The sequence below is a fragment of the Sinorhizobium alkalisoli genome, assembly GCF_008932245.1.
Taxonomy (GTDB): domain Bacteria; phylum Pseudomonadota; class Alphaproteobacteria; order Rhizobiales; family Rhizobiaceae; genus Sinorhizobium; species Sinorhizobium alkalisoli.
On sequence record NZ_CP034909.1, the window covers coordinates 2,322,824 to 2,339,277 of the forward strand.

The 16,454-nt window shown below is 59.5% G+C and carries 18 protein-coding genes and 2 pseudogenes; 14 read left to right on the forward strand and 6 right to left on the reverse strand.

Translation table 11 applies throughout. From position 1 onward, the window contains the following. Positions 1-35: 35 nt before the first annotated feature. Complete coding sequence (locus tag EKH55_RS11310; RefSeq protein WP_069458010.1) at positions 36-1,148, reverse strand: AI-2E family transporter; 1,113 nt, start codon at positions 1,146-1,148, stop codon at positions 36-38. Between the two features lie 449 nt (positions 1,149-1,597). Between EKH55_RS11310 and EKH55_RS11315 the strand changes: the two genes are divergently transcribed. After that, on the forward strand, positions 1,598-1,762 hold the full coding sequence (locus tag EKH55_RS11315) for a DUF3309 family protein (protein WP_069458011.1): 165 nt from the start codon (positions 1,598-1,600) through the stop codon (positions 1,760-1,762). A 49-nt stretch (positions 1,763-1,811) separates the two neighbouring features. Here EKH55_RS11315 and EKH55_RS11320 read toward each other — a convergent pair whose 3' ends face one another. Beyond that, positions 1,812-3,590 carry an SLC13 family permease gene (locus EKH55_RS11320; RefSeq protein ID WP_151611533.1) on the reverse strand — a complete coding sequence of 593 codons (1,779 nt, stop codon included), beginning with the start codon at positions 3,588-3,590 and terminating at the stop codon, positions 1,812-1,814. 329 nt (positions 3,591-3,919) lie between these two features. Continuing rightward, entirely contained in the window at positions 3,920-4,264 is a 345-nt protein-coding gene (locus tag EKH55_RS11330) for a hypothetical protein (RefSeq protein WP_069458013.1), read from the reverse strand. Positions 4,265-4,762: 498 nt separating this feature from the next. On the opposite strand from EKH55_RS11330, the gene EKH55_RS11335 reads away from it, so the two are divergent. From EKH55_RS11335 to EKH55_RS11370, 9 genes and pseudogenes are all read left to right on the forward strand, one after another. Beyond that, complete coding sequence (locus EKH55_RS11335; RefSeq protein WP_069458014.1) at positions 4,763-5,044, forward strand: hypothetical protein; 282 nt, start codon at positions 4,763-4,765, stop codon at positions 5,042-5,044. A gap of 24 nt (positions 5,045-5,068) precedes the next feature. Then, complete coding sequence (locus tag EKH55_RS29740) at positions 5,069-5,263, forward strand: hypothetical protein (protein WP_425353228.1); 195 nt, start codon at positions 5,069-5,071, stop codon at positions 5,261-5,263. Positions 5,264-5,309: 46 nt separating this feature from the next. Further along, positions 5,310-5,570: a hypothetical protein gene (locus EKH55_RS29420; RefSeq protein WP_069458015.1), complete on the forward strand. Its 261-nt coding sequence runs from the start codon at positions 5,310-5,312 to the stop codon at positions 5,568-5,570. Positions 5,571-5,659: 89 nt separating this feature from the next. Next, positions 5,660-5,883, forward strand: a pseudogene (locus EKH55_RS29745) (response regulator); the annotation flags it as partial. Between the two features lie 167 nt (positions 5,884-6,050). Further along, positions 6,051-6,257: a CsbD family protein gene (locus EKH55_RS11350; RefSeq protein WP_037471827.1), complete on the forward strand. Its 207-nt coding sequence runs from the start codon at positions 6,051-6,053 to the stop codon at positions 6,255-6,257. A 167-nt stretch (positions 6,258-6,424) separates the two neighbouring features. Next, the gene (locus EKH55_RS11355; protein ID WP_069458016.1) at positions 6,425-6,820 is read left to right on the forward strand and encodes a PRC-barrel domain-containing protein; all 396 of its coding nucleotides are present in this window, start codon (positions 6,425-6,427) and stop codon (positions 6,818-6,820) included. A 57-nt stretch (positions 6,821-6,877) separates the two neighbouring features. Continuing rightward, positions 6,878-7,234 (forward strand): hypothetical protein, encoded by a 357-nt coding sequence (locus EKH55_RS11360; RefSeq protein WP_037461821.1) that lies wholly within the window; start codon positions 6,878-6,880, stop codon positions 7,232-7,234. Between the two features lie 64 nt (positions 7,235-7,298). After that, positions 7,299-7,448, forward strand: a complete 150-nt coding sequence (locus EKH55_RS29425; RefSeq protein WP_165614709.1) for a hypothetical protein — start codon at positions 7,299-7,301, stop codon at positions 7,446-7,448. A 1,160-nt stretch (positions 7,449-8,608) separates the two neighbouring features. Beyond that, positions 8,609-8,965: pseudogene (locus EKH55_RS11370) on the forward strand (Tn3 family transposase); the annotation flags it as partial. A 125-nt stretch (positions 8,966-9,090) separates the two neighbouring features. Here EKH55_RS11370 and EKH55_RS11375 read toward each other — a convergent pair. From EKH55_RS11375 to EKH55_RS11385, 3 genes are all read right to left on the reverse strand, one after another. Continuing rightward, a complete protein-coding gene (locus EKH55_RS11375) occupies positions 9,091-9,528 on the reverse strand; it encodes a TA system VapC family ribonuclease toxin (RefSeq protein ID WP_069458017.1) in 438 nt (145 codons plus the stop codon). Further along, positions 9,525-9,752 (reverse strand): CopG family transcriptional regulator, encoded by a 228-nt coding sequence (locus EKH55_RS11380; RefSeq protein WP_106407814.1) that lies wholly within the window; start codon positions 9,750-9,752, stop codon positions 9,525-9,527. The genes EKH55_RS11375 and EKH55_RS11380 overlap by 4 nt, the downstream gene beginning before the upstream one ends. Positions 9,753-9,855: 103 nt before the next feature. Beyond that, a complete protein-coding gene (locus EKH55_RS11385; RefSeq protein ID WP_069458019.1) occupies positions 9,856-10,812 on the reverse strand; it encodes a helix-turn-helix domain-containing protein in 957 nt (318 codons plus the stop codon). A gap of 210 nt (positions 10,813-11,022) precedes the next feature. On the opposite strand from EKH55_RS11385, the gene EKH55_RS11390 reads away from it, so the two are divergent. From EKH55_RS11390 to EKH55_RS11405, 4 genes are all read left to right on the forward strand, one after another. Next, positions 11,023-12,195 carry a benzoate/H(+) symporter BenE family transporter gene (locus EKH55_RS11390; RefSeq protein ID WP_151611534.1) on the forward strand — a complete coding sequence of 391 codons (1,173 nt, stop codon included), beginning with the start codon at positions 11,023-11,025 and terminating at the stop codon, positions 12,193-12,195. A 167-nt stretch (positions 12,196-12,362) separates the two neighbouring features. Further along, on the forward strand, positions 12,363-12,971 hold the full coding sequence (locus EKH55_RS11395) for a 50S ribosomal protein L25/general stress protein Ctc (protein ID WP_151611535.1): 609 nt from the start codon (positions 12,363-12,365) through the stop codon (positions 12,969-12,971). Positions 12,972-13,202: 231 nt separating this feature from the next. Beyond that, positions 13,203-15,569 (forward strand): putative bifunctional diguanylate cyclase/phosphodiesterase, encoded by a 2,367-nt coding sequence (locus tag EKH55_RS11400; protein WP_151611981.1) that lies wholly within the window; start codon positions 13,203-13,205, stop codon positions 15,567-15,569. Positions 15,570-15,621: 52 nt separating this feature from the next. Next, positions 15,622-16,356 (forward strand): substrate-binding periplasmic protein, encoded by a 735-nt coding sequence (locus tag EKH55_RS11405; protein WP_069458021.1) that lies wholly within the window; start codon positions 15,622-15,624, stop codon positions 16,354-16,356. Positions 16,357-16,454: the final 98 nt, after the last annotated feature.

The following is a 16,454-nucleotide window of genomic DNA, read 5'->3' on the forward strand; positions in this document are numbered from 1 at the left end:
GACCCGACCCTTTTCTGAAACGAGGATCCGTCAACTCAATCCCTTGGATCGGCTTCCAAGTGGTCAGCCGCAGCAGAGGGCGACGCCCGTAGCGTACGCTCTTCGAGTTCCGTTACGACCCACTCGAGAAAGAGGTTGTAGGCCACCGCCAGTAGGGTCGGCCCGAGAAAAAGCCCGATTAATCCAAAGGCCAGGACGCCGCCAACGAGCCCGAACAGACCGAGCAGCACGGGCAGATTGATGTTCTGGCCGAGCAGATATGGTCGTAGGAAGTTGTCAATGCTGCTGACGAGAAGCAGACCCCACATAGCGATGAAGAGGCCCCACCAAACTGACCCCTGCATGAGAAGCCAGAGTGCAACCGGCCCCCACACGAACGGCGGTCCCGCGGGCACAAACGAAAGCAGGAACGTCAGGCAGCCCAGCAATAACGATTGGGGCACACCGGCGATCCAGAAACCGACGCCGGCCAGTAGGCCTTGGGCAAGGGCCGTTCCGATCATTCCGTATACGACACCTTTCACGGTCATGCCGATGACCGCGAGCAACCTCCTAGCGCGAGTGCCGGCAACCCGCTCACCGATTTGGCGCATGAAACTGATCATGCGTCGGCCGTGCAGGAACAGGAAAAAGGTGATGAATATACTGAGCGCGACTTCGAGGAGGCCGGTGCCGAAAGCTGCACCGCCAGCGAGAGCAATGTCGGTGACAGGACCGGTCAGCTTTTTGAGCTCAACGATGAAGGCAGGAGCGTCATGGGCTAAGCCCTCCCAATAGGTAGCCAAATTCTCACCAACAACAGGCAGACCTTTCACCCAATTCGGTGGTGCCGGGGGGCCCTGCTCTAGGACGCGCGTTATTCCCTCGGCCAGATTCTTTATATCGTCGGCGAGCGCCGTCACAACGAAAGCAAGCGGCGCGGCCACAACAATGACCACTAGCATCGTCATAGCTGCTGCGGCAGCCGCCCGGTTGCCACCCACAGCACGTTCACATCGGCGGTAGATAGGCCATGTCGAGAAACAAATCACCGCGGCCCACATTATTGCCGACAGGAAGGGCCAAAGGACGAGAGCGCAACCAATCGCCAGCAGCACAAGCGCGCCGATGCCCAGGAGCTGCTCGATCAGTCTGCTTAGAGGAAACATGACCCCTCCTCCGGTTCCTTGCGATTCTACTCCCAATTTTGATCTTGGTGCGCAGGGCGCCGTGCAGAATCGCTGATTTGCCCCCCAACGCCATCGCTGACCAGACACCGTCGCTGTGGCGGACGTGCCAAAGTTGGCAACCATCCCCGTGGATGCCTGGAGCCGCGATCGCCCTCCATCTTGGACGCGGAGCTTGCTTCGAAGCGGCCGCAATTGGCAGCCTGCTTGTTTTCAACTATTATACATCTAGCCGTTAGCGGATTGTAAGAATGCGAAATAATCGTAACATCTTGTATATTATCATTGGCGCATTAATCATCATTGCGGCAGTCTTTGCTTATCAGTATTTTCAAGAGCGACGGGATATAGCGGAGATCGAAATCAATTTCGGCGAGGACGGTATTTCGGTCGAGAGGAAATAGAACCAGATTCAAAATGGAGATAAAGAGATGTCCTTGGGAACGATACTTCTAATTATTCTTATAATATTTTTGTTGGGCGGGTTTAGTGGACGATTCGGAGGCTATGGCTACGGTTACGGGCACGGCGGCATTGGTGCCCTCGGCGTCGTGGCGATCGTTCTGCTCATTCTGGTCCTTACGGGCAGACTTTAGGCCGACACCACGGTGAACCTGAGATCAGAATTGAAACGACGCTCGCGCGCTAAACGGGCGGCCAAAACCACATGATCAGAGGAACGCCTAGCAAGACCACAATGAACGAGAGCGGCAGTCCCAACTTCCAATAGTCGCCGAAGCGGTAACCGCCGGGCCCCAGCACCAAAGTGTTGCACTGGTGTCCAACAGGCGTGAGAAAATCGCACGCCGCCCCTACCGCGACTGCCATCAGAAACGCATCCGGATTGTAGCCAAGTCGCTGAGCAAGGGTGACCGCGATCGGTGCGATGACGAGAACGGTGGCCGCGTTATTCAAAAACGGCGTTGCGGCCATTGCGACAACCATGATCATTGCAAGCGCACCGTAGAGGGGCAAGGTGCTGGCGAACCGAGCGAGGCCGCCGGCGATAAGGTCTGCACCACCGGTCGTACGGATCGACTCGCTCACGGGAATGAGAGCGCCGAGCATTATCAGGATGGGCCAATCGACAGCCTCGTAAGCTTCCCGAAGCGAAAGTGACCCGAGCAATACCGTCAGGACAGCAGCAGCAAAGAAGGCCGTGGCAACGGGCAGCAGGCCTAATGCCGTTAGCAGCATGGTACCAGCCAGGACCAGCACCGGAATCAGGCCCTTTCGCGGATTGCCCAAGCGGATCTCACGCCCGGCCAACGGAAGAAGACCGAGTTCCATCAGCCTGGTCGGGAGAAGCACGAGATCGCCCTTCAAAACGAGAACGTCGCCTGGTCTTAACGCGATGTCGCGCAAACGCTCGGTGAAGCGCTTGCTGCTCCGGCTCACCGCGAGAAGATTGATGTTGAAACGGTCATGTAGCGCCAGGCGCTTGGCGGTTTGCCCGATCAAAACCGATTTCGGGCCGATCACCACCTCGATGCCGCCAATCTCCTCGTCTACTCCCTTCGCTTCCGTCGGACGGTCGTGCCCTTCCAGTTCCAGACGCGTGCGCCTGATGCCTCGCTCCAGCGCCTGAGGGTCTCCTTCCAACAGAACGATATCGCCCTGACGAAGGACGACGTCCGGCAACGGCATCAGGCGCTCGACCCGGTTGCGAACAAGGCCGGTGACAAGGACCTCCTCGTCCAACAAGGTCGACAAATGACCGATCGATTTGCCGATGACAGACGAAGTCGCGGTAACGCGGGCCTCTGTCATGTAGTCCTTGATGTTAAGCGCCTTCTCCATTGTCGGGACCGCCTCGCGTCCCGTGGGAAGCAGCCGGTAGCCAAACGCCAGAAAGACCACCCCCGCTGCGGCAAGCCCTAAGCCGACCGGAGTGAAATCGAACATGTTGAAAGGTCGGCCCGTCAGTTCCTCGCGCATCCGGGAAACGACAATATTCGGTGATGTGCCAATGAGGGTAATGAGCCCGCCAAGCAAAGAACCGAACGCCATCGGCATGAGAAAGGACGAAGGGGAAGCTTTCGACCGGCGCGCCATTTGGAAGGCGACTGGGATCATCATCGCCAGCGCGCCGATGTTCTTGATGAACACGGAGAGAACCGAGACGGTCGTTACGAGAATAACAACCTGAGCCTGCACAGAGGTCACGCTGGGCGCCACCCGATGGAGCAATGCCCCTATGACACCACTGCGCTCAATCGCGGCGCTTACGACAAGCGCGCTGGCTACAATGATGACAATGTCGTCCCCGAAGCCGGAGAAAGCTGCCTTGTGCGGCACGATGCCGGTGAAAACTGCGGAAAGCAGCGCGAGAACCGCAATGAGGTCGTAGCGGAGCCGTCCCCATATGAAAGCGACCATCAGGCCGATCAGAATGGCGAAGGCGAAAGCCTGAGCCTGTGTCATGGATAAAGTCCCGACCAACTCTTCCCAATGTCAGGTCCATTTTACTCGCCTGAAGGAGCTAATGTCGGAATAACTTGCCAGCGTCGTTCAACGGCGCGGCACTCCGAACCTGCGTTCGAGCTTAGTAGAGCGATGCGCGCATGATCAGAAGACTACAGGATGCCTCCGAACAGGACGGAATAGACAATCACTGCAATCGCCAGAGTAAAGGCGAGCGATACGAACAGGCGCGTGAAATCGTAGGTATATTAGAGGCGGGCGGGAATGAGGTTTTTCATAACGATCTCCTAAGTCTCGTCGAGATGCCCAAAGCGCCGCGTTACCGCGCTTCATGATAGCGAGCGACTGCAACTCGTGCTGACCTTGCCGAGGACGTCCGCCGGAACTTGGATATCGGCCATAATGGTCGCTACGAGTTCGTCACGCCTCGCACGGTTGTCGTAGCCCTTAAGTGCTGCGAGGTCGGTGCTGCTGCTGGCAGTAGCCATTCGCCCTGCCGCAGTTGAACAGATGTCCGCAAGTGCATCCACTCTGGCCGTCTCTGCCGCCAGAGTGCTGGCAGTCGTGGTGGTAATCCATCCAGCATTGAAGCCGATGATCGGCGCGGCGAAAGGCCCGACAACTAAACCAATCGCGTAGGGTTTTGTCCGTTCAAGGATTTGATCGAATGTCATGATCTCATTCCCTCTAATCAGGTTGATTATCGGGATCGTTGCGGGCCCGTGCTCCGACCAGGAGCCAATGGCAATCCAGATTTTTCACAGTGCGCTCTAAATTAACTAAAGTAAACAACCAATTCTCGATTCATCAGAAAAAATAAATTTTCAACTAATGAACGCATAAAAGCTTGTCTGAAAACAAAAGATCTCGATATGTCAGCGCTTCTCTATTTTACATAACCATGAAATTATTTTCTTCAAAAACATATCTTCACCGGAAAATCATGGTAAAGCCACATTCAAGGCATAAAGAATTATGATTGCTTTTTGAGGCCCGCTCGGCTTTTTGCTTTATCAGAGGAAAACCCCACCGATCTCGCTTCAACATATCCACATGCGGACTTGGTTCAATGAGGCTGTAGGACAGTCGCTGTTCGGGCTGCAATTGGCGCCAAACGGCCTCCTTCGTTGCTCAGTCTCGCCACCACGTACGCCACAGAAAAGGAGGGCAGCATGTTTGCCCGGACGACACATCGAACAGTCCATTTCGATCGACCATTCTGGATGCCGAACCTCGGTGAGATGGTGGCTCCTGGCGACTACCAAGTCGATGATGACGAGGAGTTGATCGAGGGCATCTCCTGGCTCGCCTATCGCCGTGTGGCGACCTTTATCAAGCTACCAGCCACGGCCGAGAACAAATACCGAATGCGACTTGTGGCCATCGATCCCGAGGAACTTGAACGCCTCATTGCAGTCGATCGCCACGAAGACGCAATCTCCCCGTCGTCCTAACCACTGCGTCTTCATCGATTTCGCATGGGTCTCTCAGTGCGCCTCAAAGATCGCGCACATATTTCACCCCGTGCGGCGGAAACCTATCATATCACCGCCAAACTCCCCTTAAGGGACAACTCACCCCAGTATCGCGTCCGCAATGATGAACTCGGCCAAGAGCGAGTGAGCAACGAAGATAATCTGGAGCCGATTGACGGGTTGGCATCCGATCACTGAGCAGCGTCCAGTCGTCGCGCAGGCGACTGCGGGAGGAGAGCTGCAGATGAAAAGCAAACACGAAGAGCACGCGCTCCTCATCAGCGCATGGGAATCCGAAGGCGGCGCGCCGAACAGATCCGGACAGCTCGATCAGTACGGCCGCCGTTTCGATGGAGACGGAACCTATACGATCTATCACCTCTTCACCGGAGAGACAGCAGAGATAGGCCCTTGGAAGATGGAAGGGCTCAGCCCCAAAAATGCAGTGCGCGCGCTGCGTATTCTTAATACCCCCAGGCTGGCCGGCGGTCGCCTCGACCTGTGAAGAAACACCGTCGCGCATTTTGGCAAGAAGTGCCGTAGGAGCGACCCCGACACGCGTGACAGCCGTTTTGCGGCGCTCTGTTAAGTGCGGTCGCACGCACCGACGATGAGGCCGTCGACCTCTATGGCAAGACATCGCCCAAAATGATACTGGCGGGAGATCCAGCTTGCCGGTGGCAGTTCCGGGATCGATGCGGTCAGGAACATTCCTGCTCAATCTCCAGTTCCGGCGATCTTCATAAGCGGCGTTTCCTGAGCGCCTTCTGACTGGTGCAAGACCGGGACCGGCGTTTCTGGTGACGAGGCCGTTCAACGCGGGGTGAAGGCGCATTCTTCAATGAGTACGCGGGCGCGTAAGGTCCGTTTATCGGCATGAGTTGGAGCCCGCCAAGCCGCCGTCCTGACATATCACTGCGACGGCTCGAACTAATTCGACCGTTGTGAGTTTATTGTATCAGGCGCAAACCCGGAGAAAACGCACATGGATTGGAATCGGGTCGAAGGCAATTGGAAGCAATTTAAAGGTAAGATCAAGGAGCAGTGGGGTAAGCTCACTGACGACGATCTCGACCAGATCGCCGGTAAACGCGACCAGCTCGAAGGCAAAATCCAAGAACGCTATGGTCTTGAGAAGGACCGCGCGAAGAGGGACATTGAAGACTGGTACAGCAAACAGGACGACTGGTAAGGGTCCCGCTCTGGCATAATTAAAACTCCGCCGTCGGCGGGGTTCTTAGTCGGCTCTAAGTGGCTCTTGCCGCGGCACAGAATGCTGCCCAATTCACTGAGGTCGTTGGAACTTTCGATTGCTTCAAGGCGTTTCCGGGTTCCTGAACAGCCTCAAAGGGGTGGACCATGCGACGTATTCTGATTGCTCTTGCTGCGACTACGATGATTGTTGGAGCGGCTGCCGCGCAGACAGCGGAAACCACGACCACCGAAACCTTCGTCACCGCCAAGCCGACCGACGTGCTGAGCTACAATCTCGTCAATCTCAACGTCACCAACAATGCTAACGAGTCGATCGGGGAGATCAAGGATCTGGTGCTCTCGGAAGGTCAGCTCACCGGATATATCGTATCGGTCGGAGGTGTCCTCGGGATGGGCGAGCGCTACGTTATTGTCAGCCCGAAGGCCGTCAAAATCACCTACGTCGAAAACGACAAGAAATGGACGGCTGTGATGGACGCGACCAAGGATCAGCTCAAGGCGGCCCCCGAATTCAAATACGAAGGCCGCTGGAAACGCTAATCCCGAACGACGGCCGCGCTTGTCGTTCCTTAATTCTCCATTATAAGGACACGTTGAATGGCCGAGACTCTTAAGCCTGCCGCTCCGGGCGTCGGCGATACGCAGGAAGCACTAGAAAAACAGATCGCGACGCTTCGCAATGAAGTGACAGAGATCAACAAGATGCTTGCGAAACGAACTGTCGGCGTTTTGCATCAAGCGCGCGAGCGGGCATCCGATCTTTACGACGATGCGTCGAAAACGGCGGCGGGCGCAGCGAAGCAAGTAGGCACGCAGCTCCAAGCGGTATCAGAAGTCGCGCGAAAAAACCCGGGCACCACAGCGACTGTGCTTGGCGGGGTCGGCATTGTCGGTTTTCTGCTGGGCGTGGCTGTCGGCCTGACTTTAGCGGATACGCGCCGCCGTTGGTATTGATTCACACTGTTCAAAATTGGGGCCGGATAGTCCCACTTTCTTCAAAGGCAGGATTGCTCCCCTCATGCAGCGAAACAATACCTTGTACCTGATCATTGGCGGCCTGGTTGTCGCTGTTATAGTCCTGGGCGTCTACCTCTATCGCGAGGAAACGAAGCCGGCCGGCGTTGAACTCCGGCTCGACCAGAATGGCGTTTCGGTCCAGGAAAACTGAGTGCTGAGCCAAGAGCGAACGGGGGCGGAGGCCGTCCTCCACATGAGGTTTCGGGGCGCTCAACAAATGTCCCTAAAGCTGGTTCCTTCGTCTCCGCCGCTTTACGAAGAGGCGTCGGCTAAAGGACCGTTGAGAAGTTGTGAAATCCAACTGCGCTATGGCGAACGGCTTCTCAAGCACGATGCTGTTTGAAACGCCCCTCGACGGCCATTCCACCGCGCCGTGTCCACTGATGTAGACGACAGCTACCTCCGGGTCGATCTCCCCGACAATGCGCGCCACCTCCCAACCGTCCAGGGCCCTGTCCGGGATCCTGATGTCAGTGACCACACCCTCGGCTGCGCCTTCTGCGCTCCTGAGGTACTCCACGGCCTTCGTTCCGCTGGAGGCACGCGACGACATTGAAGCCTGCCTCCGTCAGCGCTTCTTCAAACTCGAAGAGTAACAGCCCTTCGTCTTCCACCAGCATAATCGTGACCGGTTCCATGGCCTTCGACCGTTGCCCATCGCAATGACGGGAAACGCAGGGAACGCAGGCGAAGGGCAACTGTTCCAATGTTCCAATGCAACTTAGTGTCGTTGTAAGTGCCGGCCGGCGGAGCTGCCACCTGGTTCGTATCCACCAGCCGACCCCATTGGTTTCTTTATGTCGGTGTCGTCACCGGGCCAGGTAGTCAATCGATCACCACGGCGTTGCGCACGTGAGCTTGGTTGTGTCAAGGATAAGGAACTCACTTCAGCGCTATCATTGCGTAGTTTAAAATGGAACAAAACCCCGTGCTAAACGTTATATAGCGTTGGAGTACAATCACGAGAAAAGCACCGTGCTAGGAACTCCTAGGAGACGTACATGGATATCACCACGCTTCTCATCATACTTCTGATAGTTATTCTGCTAGGTGGCGGCTTCTACGGACGAGGACGCTGGTATTAACCACACCGGATGTTTTACTTGTCCAACAGAGAAATCTTGGGAGTAAAGTTACTGGCAAGTTGTGGCGCAACGGCCACACTCTAGTATAAAACAGCGCTGCAACGGGTTCCCCGTGCTTCAGCCGCGCTCAGCGGCCGCAATAGCCGGGTGTGACCTCGTTTCGACGGCTGCCGTCCGTCTCGCGTTTGGGACCTTAAAGAAGTCCAGGGTGGACAATGTCGGCGTATTGCGACTGCGCCGCCGCTGCCACGCCGGGCTCAACAAAGGCGAGCAGCGCCATGCCCTGGCGCAGGCCATCTATACGTTCCGACAGGGGCATCGATTGCAGCCATGAGGCCCAGCAATACCGGGCGTCGGGCTTGAACCTCGTCACCGCGGCGATCGTCTATTGGAACTCGATCTATATGGCCGACGCCGTGGCGCACCTGCGGGCACAAGGCGAAATCGTCCCGGACGATCTCCTGACCCATACCTCACCGGATGGGAGCACATCGCCTTCTCCGGCGATTTCCTTTGGGATCGTGCCGCGAAGACAACCGACCGGAAACCGCTCAACCTGGCTGGAAAACACCGAGCGGCCTGACTGCGTTCAGGCTTCGTTCTACGTCAGCGTTGTTTAGCGGGAAACTAACGCTATGCCCTAAGGTAGACTGGGGCAGTAATGCCGAAACGCAGCAATACACCGTCGCTGCCGCGGAATTGCCGTGACTACTTGGCGGTGATGAGGTGCAAGGCAGAATTGCCCTGGGTGACGGCCGCGGTTGATAGCTTGCGATCGAAAGTCGCCAACTGGCCGCCATGCACCTTCGCGAGCGCAAGCAGGTAGGTGTCCGTCACCTGGGCTGAAGTCAGGATCTTTGCCGAAGCGACGTTGCCTGAACCGACAAGACTCACGTCGTCCGGCCAGAAACAATGTCCGGGGAGCGATCGCAATTTCCCTACGATTTCCATCACAAGTGCTGGCGAACCGGGAAAATTGGGATATTTCGGGTTGCCGACGATCCGGACGACGCCATTTTCGGTAATAGGACAGGTGGCCCACGCGTTTCGGCCGGTCGATGCGAACCAGTGGTGCGCATCATCATGGGCGACGTGGCCCGGATCGATCAAGGCAATCAATACATTGACGTCGAGCAGGAAAGTCACGGCAATTCGTCACGCAATGCGTTGACCATATCGAGTGTCACCGGTGGCGCGTCGGGTCGGGGCGATAGCAGAGGAATTCCATTGCGCTCGCCGCCGCTCTGCGGCCGGCGGAGGGAACGCCTCGCCAGGTCGGAAATGACTTCGCCGACGCTCCGGTGCTGTTGCGCCGCCATCGCCTTGGCGGCGACCAGAACATCGTCGTCGATCGCCAGTGTCGTCCTCATGCCTGCCTCATCGCGCATCGGTCATCACGCATCATATAAAGCAGAGGGGCGGAATTCTCAAGATTGGACGAGAGGTGCCGCGGGTGGGATCAGCGGGCCAGGTTCAGTTCAGCGAAAGCCGCTTCATCTTGCGATACAGCGTAGCGCGGCTGATACCGAGGAGATCGGCGGCCATCGAGACGTTGCCGTTGGTGCGCGACAGCACGCGGCGAAGAGCCGCCCGCTCGGCATCCGGCAACTCGCCGCCATCGCGCGGAGCCCCCTCATCGAGAAGGTCGGACGCGGGAACGCCAGCGGCGATGCGCCTGTCGTCGAGCCCCAAGCATTGCCGGGCCGCCCGCGTCGCGCCGAGCACGAGGTCGTCGCGATCGACTGCAAGCAGCGCCGGTCCGGCGCGGTCCACCGGCACGAGCACGATGCGTGCCCCGGCGAAGGCGCGCCGGAAGAGGTTCGCCTCGACCCGCGCGGCGGCGTCGCGCACAGCCTGGGAAAGGATCGAAAGCGTCCCCTCGGAAGCGTCGTCACGGCAGGTGGAAATATCGAGCGCTGCAGCCAGGCGCCCGGCCTCGTCACGGATCGGCGCCGTCGCGCAACTGAGCCCGATATTGCTGCTCAGGAAATGCTGGTCGCGATGAATGACGACGGAGCGTTCGTCCGCGATCGCCGTACCGATTCCGTTCGTACCGACGCTCGCCTCGCTCCAAACCGTTCCGGACCAGAGGCCGACCCCGCGAAAATCGGCGTCGTCCCCGACCGCACCACGCCGCTCGAGCGCTATCCCTTTTGTGTCCGTAAGCAGAAGGCAGCACCCCGCCTTGCCGATGAACGTGAACAACCGATCAAGCTCACCGGCCGCTTCCACAATCAAAACGCCGGAGCGTTCGCGCGCCTCGAGAAACTCGCTCTCCGTGAGGCGCCACGGCTTCCGTACCTCCTCGGGTGCCAGCCCATGAAGGGTCATGCAGCGCCGCCACGAGGCGGCAACCGGCGACCTCGCGGCAGCCGAAGACTGGTGTGCGATCCTGTAGACCTGTTCCGAATGATCCGTGGCTGCAGGCATTCGCTCCCTCCCTGAAAGCGTCCGCGAAGGCAGATTGCCCCGACCTCCCGGGTTCGGCGCTGCTGCATTCTACCGGCACTATAGCCGGCGATCGCGGGCAAGGTCCAGCCGGACGATAGTCGCGCAGCGAAGGCTGCCGGCATCGATATACCGGACGATATGCTACTGCATCGGTACCTCGAGTCGCCCGCAAGTTCAGGCTTTTCGTCCATGCTTCGTGATTTTTCCGTTCAAACTCTCTTCATGGGCGTGCTGACCGCCTTCGTCGGCTTCGCCAGCTCCTTCGCCGTTGTGCTTCACGGTCTCACCGGTGTCAGCGCGAGCGAGGTTCAAGCCGCCTCAGGGCTGATGGCGCTTTCGATCTCGATGGGCGCCTGCGCTATTGTCCTCAGCCTCGCGACGCGGCTTCCCGTAAGCATTGCCTGGCCCGGCGCGGCCTTGCTGGCGGGCTCGGGTGCCGTGGAAGGCGGTTTCAGTGCCGCGGTCGGCGCCTTCCTCCTCTGCGGGCTGCTGATCGTCGCCGCCGGACTTTGGAAACCGCTCGCCCGGATGGTCTCCTCCATCCCGTCGGCGCTTGCCAATGCGATGCTTGCCGGCGTGCTCATCGGCCTCTGCTTCGCGCCGGTAAAGGCGATCGCCTTCAATCCGCTTTTCGGTCTGCCGATCGTCCTCGCCTGGGCGGTCGTCGGCCGCGTCAACAGGCTCTATGCCGTGCCGGCAGCGCTGCTTGCCTTCGTCCTCGTGATCGCCCTCGGCATCGACATGCCGGACGATGCGCTCGGCGAGCTCTCCTCGGCGCTGGTTCCGAGATTGGAGCTCATCCCGCCCGTCTTCAACACTGCGGCCGCGGTCAGCATCGCGCTGCCGCTCTTCATCGTGACGATGGCGTCGCAAAACATTCCCGGCATCGCCGTGCTGAAGGTCAACCACTTCCAACCGAACCCCGGGCCCCTGTTTGCAACGACGGGGCTCTTTTCGCTGCTGAGCGCACCCTTCGGCGGTCATGCGGTCAATCTGGCGGCGATCACCGCGGCCATGTGCGCCGGTACCGATGCCCATCCCGACTGCGGCCGCCGCTACTGGTCGGCGATCAATGCCGGGATCACCTATATCGCCTTCGGGCTCCTCGCCGGTGTCGTCACCGCCTTTGTCGGCCTCGCTCCGCCAGTGCTGATCGAAGCCGTTGCCGGGCTTGCTCTGATCGGCGCCTTTTCGAGCTCCGCCATGGCTGCATTCACGGACGACACCCGCGAGGCTGCCGCCATCACCTTCCTGGTCACGGCATCCGGCGTCAGTTTCGCCGGCGTCTCCGGCGCCTTCTGGGGCCTGATTGCCGGCGGTCTCATGCTGGCGCTCGCCCGTTTCGCCCGGCGCAAGGCATAGGAACCGTGCCGCCTTGCATTTCGTGCCGTTCTCCGCTATGGACCGCGCGTCCGCGCAGACACCCTTGGAGGCAACGCGGATGAGGCCGCCCTGCGGCTTCAGGTTTTTCCGCCCCCGGCTTTGGCCCTTGACGGACGAACTCTCCAAATAACCAGAAAGGTCTAACCATGAGCCAGAGTTACGAGCTCAAGGCCGAGACGCGCGAACGGGTTGGTAAGGGGTCCTCCCGCGAACTTCGCCGCAACGGTCTTATCCCGGCTGTCATCTACGGTGACAAGCAGCCCCCGCTTTCGATCGCGCTGTCCACCAAGGACGTGACGATGAAGATCCACGCCGGCGGTTTCATGACCACCGTTGCGACGATCGACGTCAACGGCGAGAAGATCCGCGTGCTGCCGAAGGACTATCAGCTGGATCCGGTCCGCGACTTCACCATGCACGTCGACTTCCTGCGCGTCTCGAAGGACAGCCAGGTTTCCGTCCAGGTTCCGGTTCACTTCGAAAATGAAGAGAAGTCCCCGGGCCTCAAAAGGGGTGGCGCTCTCAACATCGTTCGCCACGACGTCGAACTGAACGTTTCCGCTGACGCCATTCCGGAATTCCTGACCGTCGATCTCACCGGTCTCAACATCGGCGACACCGTCCACATCTCGGACGTCAAGCTCCCGGCTGGCGCGACTCCGGTCATCGGCGATCGCGACTTCACCATCGCGACGATCACCGGCCGTGTACAGGAAGCCGAAGAGACGGAAGCGGAAGGCGAAGCAGAGGCTTGATTTCGGGCTTCTGAGCTGCCGCCCACTTTCGTACTGGATCCAGAGACCCGCCCCATTTCCCATGGGGCGGGTCTCATTTCCAACCACAGACAACGCTTGCGCGTTGCCTTTCCAAGACGATTTCAGCAACATTTAAGGATTTGATGGTGTGCTGCGCGTGGAGAGCGCAGCGTGGCAGTCCAAGAGAATCCGAATGCAGAAATCAAGACCATCCACCGGCGGGACCATCTCATGATGCACTCGGTGGAACACCGTTTTGTCGCAATCGTCTGCAGCGCGATGCTCATTTTCGTTGTACCCCTGTTGATGCTCTTCCTGAGCATGTCCGGCGACCGCGTCGCACGGGAGCGCCTGCACAACATCGAATTGCTGATGGAGGCCAGCGGCGAGGCGCTCGGCAAGCCTATCTGGGACTTCGATCAGGACGGCATCGAGCGGATTGCGCGATCGCTGATGAACGCGCGCGACATCCGCGCCGTCGTTATTCGCGATACCGCGGGCAAGGTCCTCACGCGGCTGCCCGGGGCGCAGCCCGATGCGCCCGCCGCCTATACTCTGAGCACCTCGATCAGCTACGACGCTGTGAACGGCACCCGAACCGTCGGCACGCTTGAAACCCTCGTTCCCGCATCCGGCATGCTGTCCCGGTTCAGCAAGGACGAATGGGCGGTTCTCGGCATCCTGCTCGTCGCCGTAGCCATCGTCTTCACGGCAGCTTTGATCGGCAACCGCCTGACCGTGGTCCGGCCGCTGATGCGGCTGACGGCGGCGATCGAGGCGACGCGGCGCCTCGGCTCGCGCCATCGGGTCGACTGGACGTCGCACGACGAAATGGGCGCGCTCGCCGCGAATTTCAACGCGATGCAGGACCGGCTCGCGCGCGAGGAAACGGAGCTGAAGACCGCGCATGCCCGGGCGACGGAGACCTATAATCAGACGCCAGCAATGCTCTTCTCGCTCGACGCAGAAGGACGCTTGACGGCGGTCAGCGACTACTGGCTTCTGGCAACCGGCTACAGCCGTGATGCCGTGATCGGTCGGACTTTTACTGACTTCATCGACGCGCATTGGCGGGAAGCCTACCGTCTGCGTTTGCGGGCCGGCACAGCGGACAGTCCCGCCAACAGCGAGGTCACGCTGCCCTTCCGCAAGGCGGACGGCGAGTTCATGACCGTTCTGATCCTGGAGACAGAAACGAAGGGCGGCGAGACTTCGCTCTCGGTAATGACCGACGTGACGGCACTGAAACAGGCTGAAAGCCGCAACCACTTGCAGGCGATCACCGACCACCTGACGGGCCTCCTCAACCGCCAGGGCTTTGAGAGCGCGCTGGATGCCGCGTTTCTGAGCGCGGATCAATGCGGCATGCAACTCGCCTGCCTCTTCATCGACCTCGATCGCTTCAAATGGATCAACGACAATTTCGGCCACGCCGCCGGCGATGCGGTGCTGCGCCTCACGGTGGAGCGGATCGGCACGGCGCTCGGTCCGGACGACGTGCTGGCGAGGCTCGGCGGCGACGAATTCGCCATTCTCGTACAGTCGACGGACGTCATCGCGCTTGCCGGGGAGATCGGCGAGCGGATCTCAGCCGCGCTGCGTGCGCCCATGCCGATCGCCGGCAACGACCTGTCCGTCAGTGCCAGCATCGGCATTTCGGCCTATCCGCTCCATGCAGAAAGCGCCGCCGACCTGCTGCTGAAGGCCGACATGGCAATGTATGCACGCAAGCGCGACGGCAAAAACGGGCTGAGGATCTTCGATGCCGGCATGCTCGACGCCGCACGCGAGCGCCACGAGATCGAGCAATTCATCGAGGCGGGCCTCAAGGAAGACTGGTTCGAGGCCTGGCTGCAGCCGATCGTCAGCCTCCACGACGGCCAGATCGTCGGCTTCGAGGCGCTGATGCGGCTCGACCACCCGCAAAAGGGCCTGCTGCCGCCGGCCAAGATCATCAACATTGCCGAAGAAACGGGCACCATCAGCCGCATCGGTGATCGCGTGCTGGAAAAGGCGATCCGCCATCTGGCGACGATTTCCAGTCTCGATGGAACCCAGGAAACCTACCTTGCCGTCAACTTCTCGCCGCTGCAGTTCGAACTCACTTTGCCTCATAAGCTCGCGGCACTTCTGCTCAAGCATCACATTTCGCCGCACCGCATCGTCGTCGAGATCACCGAAGCGGTGCTGATGCTCGACAATCCCGAAGTCCACGCAGTCCTGAAGCAGCTCCAGGAATTCGGTTGCCGTATCGCGCTCGACGACTTCGGCACCGGCTATTCCTCGCTCAGCTACCTCAACCGCTTCCCCGTCGACATCGTGAAGGTCGACCAGTCCTTCACGCGATCGCTCAGTTCCAGTTCCGCGGACGTCAGGCGCAAGAGCCGCATGCTCATCAAAGGCATTCGCACCATCTCACATCAGATGGGATGCACGGTCGTGGCCGAGGGCATCGAAACAAAGGAGCAGTGGCAACTCTTGCGCAAGCTCGGTGTGGATTATGGCCAAGGCTATCTCTTCAGCCGGCCCATGCCGATTAGCGGCATGCTGACGATGCTGGAGAACGAATCCGAGGCGAAGACGAGCTCAACCGGCTAGGCTGAAGCCGGATCCTGTCCGAGCCTGGGGACGGACGAAAGGAAAATACGGCGTGAAGAAACTGATCCTGGCAATCCTGCTCAACCTGGCCGCCACAGCCCACGCCGAAACGATCCATTTCCTCACCGAAGAGTACCGACCTTATAACTACCTGAGCGATAACGGTCCGGGCGGCGCCTCCGTCGACCAGGTCGCCCTGATCATGAAGGCCTTGGATCTTCCATACGACATCGAGGTCCTGCCTTGGGCGCGAGCCTTTGCGCTTGCCGAGAGGCAGCCTTTCCACTGCGTCTTCACGACCGGTCACGACGCCGAGCGGGACAGGATTTTCAAATGGATCGAACCGCTTCTGGTCGACCACATGGTCATGGTCCGCCGCAAGGACGCCACCGCGGCGCCGAAATCACTGGAGGAGGCAAAGCATTTCGTCATCGGCACGCAACGCGGGGACTTCTCCGCCGGCTATCTGAAGGAGCACGGATTTCAGCGGATCGATTTTGCCGCCACACTCGATTCCACGCTCAAGAAACTCCTCGCCGGCCGCGTCGATCTGATGATGACCTCGGAAAAGACCTTCGAGACGATGCGGGCCGGCGGCACGCCGGTCGAAGCGGCGCTTAGGTTGGACGGCAAGCAATACGGCATTGCCTGTCACAAGGACATGCCGGAGGAGATCGTCTCGCGCATGCAGGTCGAACTGCACCGGCTGATCGCCAACGGCACGCAGGACCGGATCTTCGAAGCTTACGGCCTGCGCCCGAACGGCATCCGGCAGGCGACGAAATAGCATTGACTTGCCCGGACAGCGGTGGTTTTGGGTGGGCGAGCGGGAATGCTGAGTTGTCCGTCAGCCGCCGAGGCATTCGACGCCGTCCGACCCGCTTC